This is a genomic window from Desulfolithobacter sp. (assembly GCF_054025815.1).
Genome location: NZ_JBPMMS010000035.1, coordinates 61515 through 78739, shown reverse-complemented (window position 1 = coordinate 78739; position 17225 = coordinate 61515). Strand labels below are relative to the sequence as shown.

The window sequence follows — 17225 nt, the reverse complement described above, 5'->3', positions numbered from 1 at the left end:
GTCCCGTCCCGCCCTCCAGGGGCAACAACTGCTTTCATCTTTCGTTGCGCAGGCTGTGCGAGCCTGCACGGGTGTTAGAGTCCGGTTGCGGCCATCTGCCGGGAGACCGCTTCCACGGAGTCGTCGAGGGCCTTCTTTTCCTCTTCGGTGAGGTCGAACTCAATGATGCGCTCGACCCCGTTGACTCCGAGGACCACCGGGACGCCAAGAAAATATCCCGAGATACCGAATTCCCCTTCCAGGTAGGCGGCGCAGGGCATAACCCGCCGACTGTCGCAGAGCACGGCCTCGGCCATCTCAATGGCTGCCAGGCCAGGAGTGTAAAAGGCGCTGCCGGTCTTGAGATGGTTGACGATCTCGATCCCTCCCATCTGCGTCCGCTTGACAATGGCGGCGATCTCCTCCTCGGAGAGCAGATCCGTGACTGGCACTCCGGCAACGTTGGCCAGCCGGACCAGGGGCAGCATGTTGTCTCCATGGATGCCCATGACCATGGCCGAGACATCCTGGGGCGCCACCCCGATGGCATCGGCAAGAAAGGTCCGGTAGCGGGCCGAATCCAGGACACCGGCCATACCGACGATCCGTTGCTTGGGCAGGCCCGAAACCTTGAAGGCGGTATGAACCATGGCGTCGATGGGATTGGTGACCACAATCATGAAACAGTCAGGCGAGTATTTGACCGCCTCCTCGGCGCAGGCCTTGACAATGGCCACGTTCTTTACCAGCAGGTCGTCACGTGACATGCCTGGTTTGCGAGCCAGGCCGGCAGTGATAATGACCACGTCTGAGTTCGCTGTGTCGGCATAGTCATTGGTGCCGATCACAGAACCGGCATAACCATCCAGCGGACCAGACTGCCAGAGATCAAGAGCCTTTCCCTGGGGAACGCCCTCCATGACATCCAGCAAGACAATGTTGCCGAGTTTACGGACAAGGGCCCAGTGGGCGGCGGTGGCACCGACATTTCCGGCACCAATGATGGTGATTTTCTTCTGCATGTTTTCCTCCTCAACCGGCATGGCCGATGATTGGATAAGTATCGTCTTTTCCGCTGAGCAGCGCTTCCACCCGCTCGGCATCCCGGGGTGTATCAACCTCGATGGAGTCATGGTCGGTGAGCACCACCCGGATGGTATAGCCGTATTCCAGGGCGCGAAGCTGCTCGAGTTTTTCAAACTGTTCCCATTCACCCTCGGGCAGGCCGACAAAAGTCAGCAAAAAACCCTTACGGTAGGCATAGAATCCCAGGTGCTTGTAATAGGTGGGTTGCCGGTCCTCTTCGGGATTGCGCTGAAACGGGATCGGCGAACGGGAAAAATAGAGTGCGTTGCCATGGCAGTCAAAAACCGTTTTCACATGGTTGGGATCGGCGATTTCTTCCGGCCGGACGATCTTGTAGATGAGGGTTGCCATGGGCAGGGCCGGATCCCTGATAAGAGGAGTCGCCACCTGACGGACCACTTCTGGATGAAACAGGGGTTGATCACCCTGGATATTCACCACCACGTCCTGTTCCGGGATATCAAGCAGCTCGGCTGCCTCGGCCAACCGGTCGGTGCCCGAGGCGTGATCGTTGCGGGTAAGCACGACCTCGCCGCCAAAATCCCTGACCCTGGCGGCTATCCTCTCGTCATCGGTGGCGACCACGACCCGGGAAAGCATTTCCACCTGCCAGGCGCGTTCCACCACGTGCTGAATCATGGGTTTTCCAGCTATGGACGCCAGCGGCTTTCCCTCGAAACGATTGGACTGGTAGCGGGCCGGAATAATGGCCACTACCCCTGGTTGTTCTTCTTTCATCTTCAGTCCTGCCTGCACGCCATCCACCCTCTCCGGCCGGATGACTGGTAATGGTTGACACACCCTTTCCGATATACTTGCATCATGATATATTGCACAACAAGAAATAGCAATATAACTTGACCGTATGACTTGGAAAAACAAAACCAGACCAAACCCATTGGCCGGGGTCATCACAAGCAGTGACAGGCCTGCCCGAAGAGCCGCTGAACTGGCCGCAAGGATGGAGGTCCCGCTCCTCACCCATCCTCCTGCCGACTCCCTTTTTCTGAGGGTTGAAGCAGATCACCTGGAGCTGGTTCACCACCAGAAGCATGGTGACCTGGCCGTACGGGTTGAATTTGTCAAGGGAACGGCCGGATACCGAAGGGAAAAAGGTGGCCGGGAAATGCTGCTACGGGCGGTGGGCGCCAGAAAAGGGGAAAGGCCCGATGTCCTGGACGGAACCGGCGGCCTGGGCCGGGACAGCTTTGTCCTGGCCCAGGCCGGGTGCCAGGTGCAGATGTTCGAACGTCATCCTGTGCTGGCCCTGCTCCTCGAAGACGGCCTGCAACGGGCGAAGGACAGCCCGGAAACCAGGGACGCGGCGGCACGGATCACCCTGCACGGCACAGATGTCATCAAGTACCTTGCATCATTGCCGCCAAGCGGGATAAGACCGTTTCAGGTCATATACCTGGACCCCATGTATCGGGACAGGAACAAGGCAGCAAAGGCCAAGAAAGAACTACAGGTCCTTCAGTGGTTGCTGGGCGATTCTCAGGACCGGGAAAAGGAAGAAACAATCCTGTTGGCAACAGCCATGCAAGCGGCCCGAAACAGGGTCGTGGTGAAGCGGCCGCGAAAAGGCCCCTTTCTGGGTAAACGGAAACCCTCGTACACCCTGAAGGGACGTTCAACCCGATTTGACATCTACCTGACCAAAGGACAGTGAAAAACGGGCTCTGTCCCGCTCGGCCAACCCCGTTTACAGGGCAGCGGCCTTGCCCAGGGCGGCAGTAATGGTATCTATCTGCTCACGTTGCATCTTCACCGGTATCTGGTAGACCAGGGTCCGGGACATGAGCTCCGCCGACTTCGGCAGGGCCGAAGGATGATAGATCACCCGCCGTTTTCCTTTCAGGCTAAAGGGCCAGCCGTTGTTGCAAAGGGTGGAACCGGCCATGAGATGCTCCCACCTGGGATAGAAATGCCAGGTGTTTTCGCCAAAGGCGATAGCCCCGGCATTGTTGTCCCGCAGGACCCGATTCACGGCCGCGGCCCGTTCTGCGCTCTCCAGCATGAAGGCCAGGAACGTGGCGGAATCGCCCTCTTCGTCAAGGATGGTGCGGAAACCGACCCCGGGAATGGCGGCCGCAGCTTCCTTGAGTAGTGCCTTGGTCTTCTTCTGGCTCGCCACCATATCGTCGAGTTTGACCAGCTGGGCCAGGCCGATGGCGCCCTGAAGCTCCATCATCCGGTAGTTGAAACCTATAAAGCGCCGTCCCTCGCCGCCGCGACCACCGGGGTTCACCACGTGGTCATGGCCATGGTCGTGATATTCCGACATGTTGCGCCACAGCTCTTCGTCGTTGGTGATCACCATTCCACCCTCTCCGGTGGTCATGGTCTTGACCGAGTCAAAGGAAAAAGTGCCGCAAGCGCCAAAGGTGCCCAGATGCTGGCCGTCAAGCCGGGCTCCAGCGGCCTGGGCCGTGTCCTCGATCACCGGAATTCCGTGTTTGTCGGCAATGGCCATGATCTCCCGGATTCTGGCCTGGGCACCCAGCATGTGCACCGGAATGATAGCCCGGGTCCTGTCGGTGATCTTCTTCTCCAGGTCGGCCGGATCCATATTCAGGGTTTCATCCACCTCGGTGAACACTGGTATCGCCCCGGCATCGAAGATGGCCTCCCAGGTAGCGACAAAGGTGAACCCTTGAGTAATGACCTCGTCCCCGGCTCCGACGCCCAGAGCGGCCAGGGCCACCTTGAGGGCGGCTGTTCCCGAGGTTACGGCCTGGGCGTGACCAGCACCGGTGTAGCGGGCAAAGGCCTCTTCGAACTCCCGAACCTTGTAAACCCCACGGCGCTGCTCGCCAAATTCGTAGCGAAACAGAACCCCTGTTTCAAGCACTTCCAGGACCTGCTGCTTCTCCTCTTCCCCAAACACTTCAAAACCAGGCATGACAACCCCTATTTATCCAGTTTGTCTTTAATCTTATTCTGCTCATCAAGGAGCAGAATAACCGGCCGAAACCTGTCGAGCTCCTGCTCCTCCACCTGGACATAGGTGACGATGATGATCAGATCACCCTTCAGCCCCTTGCGGGCCGCAGCTCCATTGAGCCCGATCACCCCGCTGCCGGGAGCGCCCTCGATGGCATAGGTGTCAAACCGCTCGCCATTGTTGATATTGTACACCTTAACCCGTTCAAAAGGAACGATACCGGCGGCATCCATAAGTTCCCGGTCAATGGTCAGGCTCCCCTCGTATTCAAGGTCGGCCTCGGTGATGGTCGCCCGGTGTATTTTTGCCTTCAACAGTGTTCGTTGCATATCAGTACTGAAAAATCATGATTTGATCAGAATCCCGTTGTCGATCAACCGGACCTTGTCGCGGATTCTGACCGCCAGGGCCAGCAGGGTATGGTCGTCGATCAGGGAAACCGGTTCCAGGGTCCGGCAGTCCACCAGTGAAACATAATCAATGGCCGTGGCCGGATGGGATTGAATAAAACGGGTTATCTCCTCCTGCAGCAGGCCGGCATCGACGAGCCCTTCGGCCACAAGCTTCCTGGCACGGGCAATGGACCGCGACAGGCAAAGGGCCGATTTCCGGTCTTCCGGGTCCAGGTAGGCGTTACGCGAACTCATGGCCAGGCCATCACTTTCCCGGACAATTGGATGGCCAATGACCTCCACATCCATATTGAGATCCCGGACCATGCGCCGAATAACGGCCAGCTGCTGAAAATCCTTTTCGCCGAAAACAGCAATGTGGGGCCAGACAATATTAAAGAGCTTGCAGACCACAGTGGTGACGCCGGCAAAATGTCCCGGTCGGTCGGTTCCGCAAAGATAGCCTGTGAGACCGGAGACCACGACCCTGGTCTGGAAACCATCCGGATAAATCTCCGTCGAAGCGGGGGCGAACAGCACGTCCACCCCTTCACTTTCAGCCAGTTGCCGGTCCCGGTCGAAATCGCGGGGATAGGTGTCCAGATCCTCGCCGGGACCAAACTGGGTCGGGTTGACAAAGAGGCTGACCACCAGCCGGTCGGCCCGCTCATTCCCAAGCCGCATGAGCGAGAGATGACCTTCATGGAAATAGCCCATGGTCGGCACCAGGGCCAGTTTTTCTCGCCGGACGCGGCACTCCCGGGCCCAGCGGATCATCTCGTCGACACTGCGGATAATCTTCATTTTTTCAAAAACGACAGCCCGGCCTGCCGGTCACTGGAGCCGGCCAAGACGGTACTGGATGATCTCGGTCTCCGGGTCACCATTCATGCCTCTTTCCCGCCCTCTTTCGGCTTCAAGAAATTTCTCATACATCTCTCTGGCCCGGTCGGTTTTGCCCTGAAGTTCATAAATCCGGCCAAGAGCCCGGTACGACTCCACTTCAAAACCCTTGAAATCACCAAGCGGCTGATAACTGGCCAGGGCCTGGTCGAGCTGACCCTGTTTCTCGTACAGGGCCCCGAGATTGTAGAGCAGAAGAGGCTTGAGCGGGTTGGAATCGCGCACCTTCCTGTTCACCGCGACCAGTTCATCAATAGCCCGGTCGACCTCGCCCTGGTCGGTCACCAGGTGGGCGATCTCAATCCTGGCCCAGGTTCCGGAAGGCGTGGAGCCGTACTTGTCGACCACCTCCTCCAGGGCCGCAAGCCGTTTACCCGTATCAGCCATCAAGGCGGCGTCCAGAACCGAGGCAGCCTTTTCCAGCCGGTACTCGCGCCAGGATCCGTACAGGGCCACGCCGACAACCAGGATGACCACCACTGCCACCCCGATCCAGATGGCCCGCTGGTTCCTGCGGATAAAGGAGATGGCGCCCGGCGGCAGATTCAACTGCTCCAGCAGTCCGGATGCTTGCACCAGGGCGGTCTTTTCAACATGCTGTCTGTCAAAGGCGCTCTTATCTGCCATGTCTGTCCTGTCAGTACCTTGAATATTGGCCAGGAACCGCGGCCCTGACTGAAAATAGAAATTGGTATTGCACTTGTCATGTAAACCGATAACTATACCCGCTACCGGGTTAAGCCGGAAGAGAAAAGTGCATCCAGAGGGAGGAAAAAGAGAGCCATGACCGGCCAGAGAATCTTCACCGTATCCGAGCTGACCGGATCCATCCGCGGCCTCCTGGAAACCAGATTTCCCCATGTCAGCGTGACCGGAGAGATCTCCAACCTGCGCCGTCCCCGCTCCGGTCATCTCTACTTCACCCTCAAAGACGACCAGGCTTCCATCAGGGCAGTGCTCTTCAAAATGCAGCAGCGCTACCTGGAAAACTTGCCGCAAGAGGGCCAGCAGGTGATTTGCCGGGGCCGGATTTCGGTCTACGAACCTCGGGGCGAATACCAGTTGATCATCGACACCATGGAGCTCCAGGGAGCCGGAGATCTGCGGCTGGCCTTTGAAAAGCTGAAGCGCAAACTGGCCGCCGAGGGGCTGTTTGCCAGTGAGGCCAAGAAGGACGCACCCTCCTGTCCGGCGCACATCACCCTGGTCACCTCGCCCGGCGGAGCTGCGGTCCACGACTTTATCCGGGTGGCCCGCAGCCGCTTCCCCCTGGTTCGCCTGGCCATCTACCCGGTGACCGTCCAGGGTGAGCAGGCCCACAAAGAAATGATCCAGGCCATACGCGACATCAACCGCCACCTCGACACCGACTGCATCGTCCTCTGCCGGGGCGGCGGCTCCATCGAGGACCTGCAGCCGTTCAACGAAGAGGAGCTGGCCCGGGCCATCTTTGCCTCGGATATCCCGGTGGTCAGCGCTGTGGGCCACGAGATCGACTTCACCATTGCCGACCTTGTCGCTGACCTGCGTGCTCCCACTCCCAGCGCGGCGGCCGAGATACTCCTGCCCGATACAAGTGAAATCAGGACCCGGCTTGCCCGGCTGCGCGCTACCCTGACCCGGGCCATGACCCGCCAGCTGGACATCTACCGTGACCGGCTGACCCTGCTTCAGGACAAGCTCCGCGACCGGCTCCACCCCGTGACCACCATGCTCCTCAAGGTCGATCATCTTGCCGAGCGGCTGATCCGGGCCATGGAGGTTCTGCTCGACTTCCGGCAGCAGCAACTGGATCAGCTCAAAACCAGGCTCAGGTCACGCAGCCCGGCCCAGAAGATCGACCTGGCCGGACGACGCGCGGACGAACTCCATCGACGGATATGCCAGGCCATGCTCAGCATACTGGAGGACAAACAGGCCCGCCTGGCCCATCTTGCCGGAGTCCTGGATGCGGTCAGTCCGCTTGCCACCCTGGCCAGGGGCTATGCCATTGTCAGAAAAGAAGGAAACAGGGGGCACGTGGTCACCAGCAGCAGGCAAACGCGGATCGGCGAGCGGCTGGATGTTCTGCTCCACCAGGGCCGGCTTCGGTGCCGGGTGGAGCAGATTATCGGGACCGAGAACAAAAAGGACGGACTATAAAGTAGATACCTGCGGTAATTTTTCTCGCAGCCCTTGAAATCTCCGTTTATCTGACCTTAAACAGGTAAAAGACGCCCAAAGGGAGACTCCGGGCAGGCAACGACTCAGGAAATCCTCTTCTTCAGACAGGCATTAATTGAGTATTTCGTTGACTTTCTGGTCGATTTCCCGGATCGTCTCGGCCAGCTTGCGGGAATCTTCTCCGGCCGCCTGCTTGAGTTTTTCGCCCCACTGCCGGAGCATCCTGGTGTCGATCCTCCGTACCCGGTTGTCACGACACCACTCCCGGCCGATCTTTTCCCCCAGGATCTCGAGCACCTTTTTCTGCTCCTCCTGCATCTCCAGGGGGGTCTTGTCGAGGATCTCTTCAGTGACCCGCTCCCAGCCGTCGGCCAGCATGTTCCCCTTGTAAAAGGTTTCCAGCCAGGCCCTTTCCCGCTCGGTCAACTCCTGCTCCCGGGCAGGATATTCATCATGGGGCCGTGAAGAATGAATCGAGGCGATCGCCTCGTCAACGGCATGGCTGAAATCAGCCGGCAGGACGGAGAGGAAACCTCCAATGACAACCGCACAGATTTTCTTCATGGCGCAGGTTCTCCATTTTTTTACCCATCAATTGTTAGCATCAGGCACCGTGTATGTCAAGCACCTGATCGGCGACAAAATCCAGTTACCTTGAGTGCCCAGCCGCACTCGCAGGGTCAGGAAACATCAAAAAGAAGAATCAGAATTCCTGCTGTAAAAATGGCCAGAAGAGAGCCAGTAAAAACAATCCTGCCGGCCTGCTGGATATGTTGCGGAGCAGGAACATGAACCGGATCACCAAGGGTTGGTTTTTCCACTGGTCGGCCAAAATAGACCGCCGGACCACCAAGCCGGACACCCAGTGCTCCTGCCATGGCAGATTCAGGGTGACCTGCATTGGGGCTGGTATGGTTATGGCGGTCTCTTCGCCAGACGGTAAACGCCCGCATGGCGTTTCCTCCGCCCGGGCGGGCGGCACCGATAATCAACAGGGCGGCAAGACGGGCAGGTACCAGATTGGCCAGGTCGTCGAGACAGGCGGCAAAACGGCCGAAAAGGAGATACTGTTCATTCTTGTAGCCAAACATGGAATCCAGAGTGTTCACGGCCTTGTAGAGCATGCCGCTCACCGCGCCCGCTGCCGGGGCGTACTGCGGCCAGCCGGCACACACAACCCCCAGGGCTGCGACCGAGCTCCAGAAAAGAGGGGCAATGACCCCGTCGGCCATGTTTTCCGCCACACTTTCCACACAGGCGCGGACAATGCCTGACCGGTCCAGGGTGGTGGTGTCCCGGCCAACGATCATAGCCACCTTTTTCCTGGCCGGATCCAGGCTCTCTTTGTTATCTATGAGCGCCCGATAAACCTCCAGGGCATGCTGGAGCAGGTCGCGCAGGGCCATGGTAGTATAGAGAAAAAAAACCGCCAGAACGAAAAGGGCTGCCCTGGAGAGCATTGCTGCCAAACCAAGGAGTCCGGCAGTGACCAGCGCCACAGTGGAGAGCAAAGCCAGAGCGGTGAGGGTTCCGGCCAGTCCCGGGTCTCGAAAAAGAAACCGGAACCTCTTCTCCAGGAACAAAGCCAGCCGTCCCATGAGCTGGACCGGGTGGGGAAACCAGCGGGGATCGCCAAACAAAAGATCAAGGAGAAAGGCCAGGTAAATGGCGGCACAGAAAATCATAGGGCCAACAGGCGGAAAAGCTCGTCCAGGTCAACGTGAGCACGGAAAACACCGGCCAGGCGATCCAGGGCCGGTTCGAGATCATAGGTGGCCCCGGGACCCGACAGAGGCTCCAGACCTTTCTCCCGCCGTAACCGGTTGATGAACCAGCGGCGAAAGGGATCGCTGTCGAAAACTCCGTGCAGGTAGGATCCCCAGACCCTGAGCGCTCCTTCAGGATCAGCGGCCAGGCCACAGGTGGCGTTGTCTTCGAACACCAGGAGCGGCTCTCCCCTGGTGCTGGTCACCCCGTGGTGAATCTCATAGCCATGGACCGGTGATCCGGAGGGGACATGGATACCCTGGCGTCGGATCAGGGTCTTCTCCGGGGCCAGCTCGGTTCGCATTTCGAGCAGGCCAAGCCCGCAACAGACCGATCCTGGCTCTCCTTCCAGTCCCAGGGGATCACCGATCTCCCGGCCAAGCATCTGGAATCCACCGCAGATACCGACAATCTCGCATCCCCGGCCGGCCAGTTCACAGATGAGTCCGGCCAGGCCTGATTCCTGGAGATAAGTGATATCGTTGATCACGTTTTTTGATCCAGGCAGGATCACAGCGTCCGGACAGCCCAGATCCTCGGCCCGGCGAATGATGCGCAAATCTACGTCCGGCTCGGCCAACAACGGCTCCACGTCGGTGAAATTGGAGATATGGGGCAGGTCGATAAGGGCCAGGGTCACGTGGACCTGGTCCGGCACGGGCTTGTCAAAAAGCCCGGCTTTGAACGAAACAGAATCCTCCTGGGGCAGACCAAGGTCTCTGATATAGGGCAAGACACCCAGCACCGGTTTGCCGGTCCGCTCCAGGATATAGTCGTGGGCCGAAGCCAGCAGCGAACTGTCGCCCCGAAAACGGTTGACCAGAAAGCCGGCCACCAGTTGCCGTTCCCACTCGTCCATGACCTCCAGGTGGCCGACAAAAGAGGCATAGACCCCGCCCCGGTCGATGTCCCCGGTCAGCAGCACCGGGCTTTCGGCATAGCGGGCCATGCGCATATTGACGATGTCATGCGACTTGAGGTTGACTTCTCCGGGGCTGCCCGCCCCTTCCAGGACCAGCACATCGAATTCCATCGCCAGCTCGTCGTAGGCCCGGCATACCTCCTGCCATGCCTTTTCCTTGTAGCGCACGTACTCGTCCACCCGCATGTTGCCCACCGGGCTGCCAAGAACGATGACCTGGGAACCCACATCCGACGAAGGCTTGAGCAGCACCGGATTCATCCGCACGTCCGGGTCCAGGCGGCAGGCCTGGGCCTGGACCACCTGAGCCCTTCCCATTTCACCTCCGTCACGGGTGACGTAGGAATTGAGTGACATGTTCTGGGCCTTGAACGGTGCCACCCTGACGCCCTCCTGGAGCAGGACACGACAGAGCGCAGCAGCCAGCACGGATTTTCCCACGTCCGAGCCTGTGCCGACAAACATGATGGAGCGGGCCCTGGCCGGGTTGCGACTGTTTCTGCTCCTGTTTTTGTTTTTCCGATCAGGGCCTGTGATCCCGGGCCGGGCCAGGAGTTGCTCCAGGGCTGCGACCAGGGCGCGGTTGTCCTCCTGTGGCCGTACCGCGACCCGGAAATAGCTCAGGTCAAGGCCCGGATAGTTGCCGCAGGTCCGGATGGCGATCCGATGATCGGCCATCAGCCGGTGGGCCAGCTCATCGGCTGCAATGGTGCTTGACCTGAGCAGCAGGTAGTTGGCCTGTCCCGGGAAAACAGAGAGGCCGGAAAATCGGGCCAGCTCTCCTCCAAGCCGCTCGCGCAGTTCGCCGGTGACGGTCACGGTCCGGGACAGATACTCCTTTTTGTCAAGAAAAGCGGTCCCACAGGCCTGGGCCAGGGTGTTGACGCTCCAGGGAGCCAGCTGGGCACGAATCCGGCCGGCCAGGGAAGGCGCTGCGGCGAGAAAGCCCAGCCTCAGGCCGGGGATGGCGAATATCTTGGTCAGCGAGTGGAGGGTAATCAAATTGTCGGCTGCACCGGCCAGGGAGTGCAAGCCGGAAACAAAACCGGCAAAGGCTTCGTCTACAATAAAAAACACGTCCGGATGGCTCTGTATGCACGTCAACAGGGTGTGATGATCTGTGACCACCCCGGTGGGGTTGGCCGGCTGGCCCAGGAAGACCAGGTCCCCTGGCCGGAGCATATTTCCCAGTTCCTCCAGATCCACCGCGAATCCGTTGTCCGGACTCAGGAACAGCCGCTCCACCGGCAGGCCGCAGACCCGGCAGGCAGATTCGTAGTCTATGTAGCACGGGACAGGGACAACGCCACGACGGACGGGCAGGCTGCGGACCGTGGTGAACAGCAGCTCCGACGTGCCGTTCCCGGCAACCAGCATGGCCGGATCAAGGTTCCAGGTCCTGGCGACCCGTTCAAGAAAGAGGGTCGAATCCGGATCAGGGTAATGGACCAACTCACCGATATGGCGGGAGAGGATATCGCGCAGCCCGGGAGGTGGTCCCAATGGGTTGAGGTTAGCGCTGAAATCGAGGATATCGCCTGGTTTGCAGCCATATTTCCGGGCCAGGCGCACAAGATTGCCCCCGTGTCCTGAACTCATCGCCCACCTCCTGCCATGGCTGAAAAGCCAAGGGCCATGAAGAGTTCGGCCAGTTCACAGGCCGCTCCCAGGGTATCACCGGTGGCCCCGCCGATTTTCCGGCGGCAATAGGCGGCAAACAGGCATATTCCCGCCATGGCTCCGCCCAGGATGACCAGTCCATAAACTCCGGAGATCAGCAGAGTGACCAGGCTGGTGAAGAACAGGGCCCAGATTGCAACAAGCCGGGAACGACTGGTGTAGAACAGCCCGCCCAGGCCTCCTTCGGGGCGGGCATAGGGCAAAAGCCCCATCATCAGAACAATACCACAGCGGCCGGCCAGGGGAAGAAGAAGGGAGGCGGCCATTATCGAGGACCTGTCGAGAGAGGAAAGGGCTGTGGTCTTGAGAAGCAACAGCATGATCAGAGCAATCACTCCCATGGCGCCGATCCGTGAATCGCGCATAATGGCAAGAATCTGCGCCCTGTCCGGCCGGGCACTGAAAAAACCGTCCGCGGTATCGGCCAACCCATCCAGATGCAGTCCGCCCGACAGGGCCAGCAACATCAGGGTCAGGCCGGCCGCCGCCGGAAGAGGCGGCAGAACCAGCCACAAAACCCAGGCCCCGGCAGCGCAGACCAGCCCAAGCAGGAGACCGATAAGCGGAAACGAGCCCACCGAGCCGGCCAGTTCCTCTTCTGTGGTCCCCAGTCTGCCGGGCAAAGGAAGGATGGTAAGAAAACGGAAAGCCGCCGCCAGATGGCCGGGAGTGAAGGGCGAACGCGGAATCACTCGACCGGGGTGCCGGTGACGCCGGCCTCGTCAAAAGTGGCCACTTCCGTGAGCACGGCCACTGCCGCCTCCACCAGATTCATGGCCAGGGCAGCGCCGGTTCCCTCGCCCAGCCGCATGTTCAGGTTCATCAGGGGCCTGAGCCCGAGCCGCTCGTGCATGGCCCGATGCCCCTTTTCTACACTGCGATGAGCGCAGATGATGAAATCGCGGACAAAGGGTTCCAGGGAATAGGCGATAAGGGCGCCGGCGGTGGAGATGAAGCCGTCCACCAGCACGGGCTTACGATGAGCGGCCGCACCTATGATGAGCCCGGCAATACCACCGATCTCGAACCCCCCCACCTTGGAGAGTACGTCGATGCCGTCGGACGGGTCCGGGCGGTTGATCTTCAGGGCCCGTTCCACCACCTGGATCTTTTTCCGGAGCTGCTCATCATCAAGACCGGTACCCCGACCGGTGACATCGGCCACAGGCGCGCCGGTCATGGCCGCGACAATGGCCGTGGAAGGAGTAGTGTTGCCAATCCCCATGTCTCCGGTGCCAAAGACATCGGTCCTGGGGGCCAGCTGGCTGGCCACCTCGATCCCGGCCTCCACCGCCATGACAGCGTGAGTCCTGGTCATGGCCGGACCGTGGGCCATGTTCTGGGTTCCGTGGCCGATCTTGCGGGCAATAATCTTGCCCTCTTTGACCAGGTCGTCGAGATCCGCGGCCGTACCCATATCCACCACCGTGACCTCGGCACCCGCCTGCCGGGCCAGGGCGTTGATCCCGGCCCCGCCATTGACGAAATTATAGATCATCTGCGCCGTGACCTCGGAAGGATACCTGGAAACACCCTCGGCAGTGACCCCATGGTCTCCGGCCATGACCACCACCCGCTTGCGCCTGACCGGTGGTTTGAGTGAACGTGTAATGCCGGCCAGGTCCACGGCCAGATCCATGAGATCACCCAGGGCCCAGTGAGGCATGGTCAACTGTTCCAGCCTGGCCCTGGCCTTCTCCCGATACTCGGTATCCTGGGGAAAGATCTTGCGAAAAGTTGCCTCGAGAAAATTCACCTGATCCTGTCTGGGCTGAAATGATTTAGGTCGCATCTTCCTGTATCGTTTTTAATCTTCGTTTTTCAGCTTCATTTCCGGCTGTACAGCTCAGCCTGAACAGAAGGCCATCGTCCAGGGGCCACCAGGCCATGCCGGGACAAAAGAGTGTCAGCCTTTTAACTTGAGAGGGACGCCACAGCTGACCAGGTAGACCTGGTCAGCCTGCCGGCCGACACACTGGTTACAGCGTCCGACCAGGTCACGGTAGCGCCTGGCCAGCCTGTTTTCCGGGACAATGCCCAGACCCACCTCGTTGGTCACCATGATCACTGTACCCGGCCGCTCACGGCACGTTGAAAGCAACTCTTCGGCCCTATCTTTGACGCTTTTTTCATCAACCAGTATACCCCTTTTTTCAGAAAGATAGAGCATATTGTTAATCCAAAGAGTCAGACAATCGAGCAGGATCGTGGCCTGAGGCGGACTGTGGCCGATGGCCCGGGCCAGGTGGATCTGCTCCTCCACAGTCTGCCAGCCCCTGTGGGCCCGCTCTTCCCGATGGAGCCTGATCCGTTCCTGCATCTCCTGGTCCAGGGGTGGACTGGTGGCAAGAAAAATGAGCTGGTCCCCGGTCTCTTCGGCGAGCTGCTGGGCAAAGGCGGATTTACCCGACCGGCAGCCGCCGCTTATGAGAATAACATGACCCATGTCAGATATTGAATCCAGTGAGGACGCCCCCCTGGGAATAGAGCAGAAGCTCGGTCATGGTTCCCGGCCGGACATCGAAAAGCAGGTAATGGCGCTCGGCCAGACCCAGGGCCAGGCAAATCATGGTCCGGATCACCCCTGCGTGGGTGATAACCACCACCTCCCTTTCCTCGCCCTGCTGAACCGCGGCCAGGAAATCCCTCACCCTGCCGGTAAACCCGGCCACGGATTCGCCGCCTGGAAAGACAAATCCTTTGTACCTGGCCCAGTCATCCATCAGCTCTGGATCCCGCCGGGAGATATCAGCATAGGAACACATCTCCCAGTGGCCGAAATCAATCTCCCGAATCCGGGGATCCATACGGACCTGCTGCGGTGCCCAGCCGGGGTCAACCGCCTCCAGGGTTTCCCGGGTACGGCGCATGGGACTGACATAAACCGGTCCGGCATGGGACTCGAGCAGGGGCCGAAGCCGCTGCAACATGTCCTTTGCTCCAGGTTCCAGGGCCACATCGCTCGAGCCGACATAGACACCCTCCGGGGCCACGGTCCGGCCATGACGGATCAGTCGCATCCGGACAGCCATCTCAACCGTCTCCCTGTATGCCAGCCTGCCGGTACATAGCATACATTGATAAACATTTGCAACTACTTGCTGTCCGTGAGTACACGGTCATAGAGTTTGCCGACCCCGTATTCCTGGCGGCGCTTGAATTTCTCCCAGGACGGACCGATGAGCTGCATCTCGGGATATTTCCGCTGCATCTCAAGGGCGATCTGCATCTCCTTGGTACAGCCGGTGGAATAGGTGGCGTCCTTGCCGGTCCATTCCGGCGGCACCTTTTCACCCATGAGTTCAAAGGATTTCTCAATGTCGGAATAGGTCTGGAAGCGCCAGATATCGATCACCCCGGAGCGTTGGAAGATTTCCCACATGTACATGATATCGTCGGCATCCATACCCTCTTCGAAATGTTCACCGGGATTGATGATCACCACGTCGGTGAGTGTGGAGCGCAGGTGTTCGACGAAGACGTTGAGAATCTTCTTGGCGGTTCCGAGCTGGCCGGGGATGGAACCGACGATGGCCGAGTAGAACATGATCTTCTTGCCCCTCTCCTTTTCCTTACGGGCCATGTAGATCAGGTGCTGGGCCTTGGCCCGCAGATCGGCTTCAGAAAAACGGATCACCGCCGGATGGCGCGGCTTGAGATGGATGGCCAGCCTGCCGGTGTCCTCGGCCAGGATGGAAACCAGGTCCCTGGTGAACTGAAAATGATTGTTTATGCACTCCCTGCTCTCCGGGCAGCGGCTGATCACCAGATCAGACTCCTTGAAGGCACGGGCAAAGGTGACCGAGGTCAACAGAGGGTTAAACTGCTCGCCGGTGCCATCGGAGATCACCAGCAGCCGGTTGTCCTTGTCCAGCCTGCCAAGGAGCTCCTTCTTGGAGATCCGGGGATCACCGATCACCTCGGCCCCGGACATGGCCTTTTCCAGCACCGGATCCTCCAGGACGTCGGCAAAGGAGATGTAGTCGTAGTAAAAGGCCTGCTTGACAGCCAGAATCACCTTGATCCCCAGTTTCATGAGGACTCGGATGATGGCCAGGTCAAAGACGATTTCCCCTGCCCGCCCCCCGAGCCAGAGCAGATAAGGCTTGTGCTGGCCGGAGATTACCCCGGCGAGCCGCTCGCAGAACCACTTCCAGCCCCCGGTCTCTATGGGGGTGTTCATGATCCGGCGCAGCTTTTTCATGTCCGGCGGCTGTTCCTCTTCCCAGATTTCCCTGACCGTGGACAGCAGCAGCAGTCGCTGAAGCCGGAGAAGATGCACCTGGAGGTCGATATCATCAAGCGTTGTCCCCTCGGTGATTTTCAATCCCTCGCGGCCGTTGAAGGCTTCAAGAAAATCCCGCGAGGCCAGAAAACGGGCCACCCGCTTGTTTTCCAGCTCCCGCCGGGAGGCCAGAGGCCGGCTGATATCCGAGATATTGGTAAAGATGCCCAGTAGCCGTTTTTCCAGTCTGGAGGGCAGCAGAACCATGGAGGAGGTATCGTGCTGATACTTGATGGTGAGCAGGCTCAGAAGGTACTGTCGCCGGTACGGATCGATGATCACCTTCCGGACCAGCTGTTCCAGTCGGCTCCAGATGCGGATATAGGCAGGGGTCAGCAACGTGTCGGCCCGCTTCTGAATAATTGCGGTGAACAGTTCGTCCGAACAGGGATAGTAGTACTGCTCCCTGTCCATGTGGACGATGAAATTAAGCTGTTCCGGCGAGGCGACCATGTCCGGGAAGGCCTCGTAGGCCATGTGGTTCTCGGTGTAGAAATTGGTCAGCCAGGCGTCGCGGTCCGGATCACCGCCCCGGATTATTTTTTTTTCAGGCTCACGCATGACGTGGTTTTCCCGGTCTTTCATCACAGGCAGCCGGCGATCTCGGCCGCCACCTCGTCAATGGTCCTGCCCTCCACGTTGATCTCCCGATCCGCGGCCCGCCGATAGAGCGGCAGCCGCTGACAGTAGAGCTCCCGGGCCTGGTCAAGATTCTGAAGAAGGGGCCGTTTCTTTATTTTTTTCTTAGCTTTGGGGTGCATGTTGATGGCCTGAAGTATGCCTTCCACCGAAGAGTGGAGGTAAAAAACCCTGCCCAGCCTCTGCAGATCACCGACCATGAAAAAACCGCCCCCGGTGGAAACGATGGTCTGCCGCACGTGGTTTTCAAGCCAGAGAGCAACCTGTTTTTCCAGCTCTCGAAAACGGCTCTCACCCTCTTGTGCAAAGATCCTGCGGATCTTCTTTTTGACCATGCTCTCTATCAGGTCATCGGTGTCCACAGCGACAAGACCGGTCCGGCGGGCAAGCTCCCTCGCCGTTCTCCCCTTGCCCACCCCCATGAAGCCTATGAGTATGATATTGTCTGCCATCTCATCCTCG

The 17225-nt window shown here is 59.3% G+C and carries 17 protein-coding genes; 2 read left to right on the top strand and 15 right to left on the bottom strand.

Going from position 1 to position 17225, the window contains the following annotated elements; all coding sequences use genetic code 11:
* Positions 1-74: 74 nt before the first annotated feature.
* Together mdh and kdsB are read right to left on the bottom strand one after the other, a co-directional pair.
* The gene (mdh, locus tag ACXJJY_RS10290) at positions 75-1001 is read right to left on the bottom strand and encodes a malate dehydrogenase (protein ID WP_456387472.1); all 927 of its coding nucleotides are present in this window, start codon (positions 999-1001) and stop codon (positions 75-77) included.
* Positions 1002-1011: 10 nt separating this feature from the next.
* On the bottom strand, positions 1012-1803 hold the full coding sequence (gene kdsB / locus ACXJJY_RS10285; RefSeq protein ID WP_456387471.1) for a 3-deoxy-manno-octulosonate cytidylyltransferase: 792 nt from the start codon (positions 1801-1803) through the stop codon (positions 1012-1014).
* 127 nt (positions 1804-1930) lie between these two features.
* Between kdsB and ACXJJY_RS10280 the strand changes: the two genes are divergently transcribed.
* Entirely contained in the window at positions 1931-2737 is an 807-nt protein-coding gene (locus ACXJJY_RS10280) for a class I SAM-dependent methyltransferase (RefSeq protein WP_456387470.1), read from the top strand.
* Between the two features lie 33 nt (positions 2738-2770).
* Here the strand turns inward: ACXJJY_RS10280 and ACXJJY_RS10275 are convergent, their stop codons facing one another.
* From ACXJJY_RS10275 to ACXJJY_RS10260, 4 genes are read right to left on the bottom strand one after another with little or no spacing between them, the layout of a single operon-like run.
* Positions 2771-3970, bottom strand: coding sequence for a DegT/DnrJ/EryC1/StrS family aminotransferase (locus tag ACXJJY_RS10275; RefSeq protein WP_456387469.1), 1200 nt, complete (start codon positions 3968-3970; stop codon positions 2771-2773).
* An 8-nt stretch (positions 3971-3978) separates the two neighbouring features.
* Entirely contained in the window at positions 3979-4341 is a 363-nt protein-coding gene (panD, locus tag ACXJJY_RS10270; protein ID WP_456387468.1) for an aspartate 1-decarboxylase, read from the bottom strand.
* Between the two features lie 15 nt (positions 4342-4356).
* Positions 4357-5208: a pantoate--beta-alanine ligase gene (panC, locus tag ACXJJY_RS10265; protein WP_456387467.1), complete on the bottom strand. Its 852-nt coding sequence runs from the start codon at positions 5206-5208 to the stop codon at positions 4357-4359.
* A 30-nt stretch (positions 5209-5238) separates the two neighbouring features.
* Entirely contained in the window at positions 5239-5934 is a 696-nt protein-coding gene (locus ACXJJY_RS10260; RefSeq protein ID WP_456387466.1) for a YfgM family protein, read from the bottom strand.
* A gap of 156 nt (positions 5935-6090) precedes the next feature.
* Between ACXJJY_RS10260 and xseA the strand changes: the two genes are divergently transcribed.
* Entirely contained in the window at positions 6091-7449 is a 1359-nt protein-coding gene (gene xseA, locus ACXJJY_RS10255) for an exodeoxyribonuclease VII large subunit (protein WP_456387465.1), read from the top strand.
* Positions 7450-7581: 132 nt separating this feature from the next.
* On the opposite strand, the gene ACXJJY_RS10250 is transcribed toward xseA, so the two are convergent.
* The 9 genes from ACXJJY_RS10250 to ACXJJY_RS10210 all read right to left on the bottom strand — a co-directional run bounded on the left by ACXJJY_RS10250 (position 7582) and on the right by ACXJJY_RS10210 (position 17215).
* Positions 7582-8034: a hypothetical protein gene (locus tag ACXJJY_RS10250; protein WP_456387464.1), complete on the bottom strand. Its 453-nt coding sequence runs from the start codon at positions 8032-8034 to the stop codon at positions 7582-7584.
* 116 nt (positions 8035-8150) lie between these two features.
* Positions 8151-9155, bottom strand: a complete 1005-nt coding sequence (gene cbiB, locus ACXJJY_RS10245; RefSeq protein WP_456387463.1) for an adenosylcobinamide-phosphate synthase CbiB — start codon at positions 9153-9155, stop codon at positions 8151-8153.
* A complete protein-coding gene (locus ACXJJY_RS10240) occupies positions 9152-11758 on the bottom strand; it encodes a cobyric acid synthase (protein ID WP_456387462.1) in 2607 nt (868 codons plus the stop codon). The genes cbiB and ACXJJY_RS10240 overlap by 4 nt, the downstream gene beginning before the upstream one ends.
* On the bottom strand, positions 11755-12531 hold the full coding sequence (gene cobS / locus ACXJJY_RS10235) for an adenosylcobinamide-GDP ribazoletransferase (RefSeq protein WP_456387461.1): 777 nt from the start codon (positions 12529-12531) through the stop codon (positions 11755-11757). The genes ACXJJY_RS10240 and cobS overlap by 4 nt, the downstream gene beginning before the upstream one ends.
* Positions 12528-13631, bottom strand: a complete 1104-nt coding sequence (cobT, locus tag ACXJJY_RS10230) for a nicotinate-nucleotide--dimethylbenzimidazole phosphoribosyltransferase (protein ID WP_456387460.1) — start codon at positions 13629-13631, stop codon at positions 12528-12530. Before cobT ends, cobS begins: the two co-directional genes overlap by 4 nt.
* Before the next feature lie 114 nt (positions 13632-13745).
* Positions 13746-14285, bottom strand: a complete 540-nt coding sequence (gene cobU / locus ACXJJY_RS10225) for a bifunctional adenosylcobinamide kinase/adenosylcobinamide-phosphate guanylyltransferase (RefSeq protein WP_456387459.1) — start codon at positions 14283-14285, stop codon at positions 13746-13748.
* A 1-nt stretch (position 14286) separates the two neighbouring features.
* Complete coding sequence (locus tag ACXJJY_RS10220; protein WP_456387458.1) at positions 14287-14871, bottom strand: histidine phosphatase family protein; 585 nt, start codon at positions 14869-14871, stop codon at positions 14287-14289.
* Positions 14872-14933: 62 nt separating this feature from the next.
* Positions 14934-16685 carry an ARMT1-like domain-containing protein gene (locus tag ACXJJY_RS10215; RefSeq protein ID WP_456387457.1) on the bottom strand — a complete coding sequence of 584 codons (1752 nt, stop codon included), beginning with the start codon at positions 16683-16685 and terminating at the stop codon, positions 14934-14936.
* A gap of 23 nt (positions 16686-16708) precedes the next feature.
* Entirely contained in the window at positions 16709-17215 is a 507-nt protein-coding gene (locus tag ACXJJY_RS10210) for a shikimate kinase (protein WP_456387456.1), read from the bottom strand.
* Positions 17216-17225: the final 10 nt, after the last annotated feature.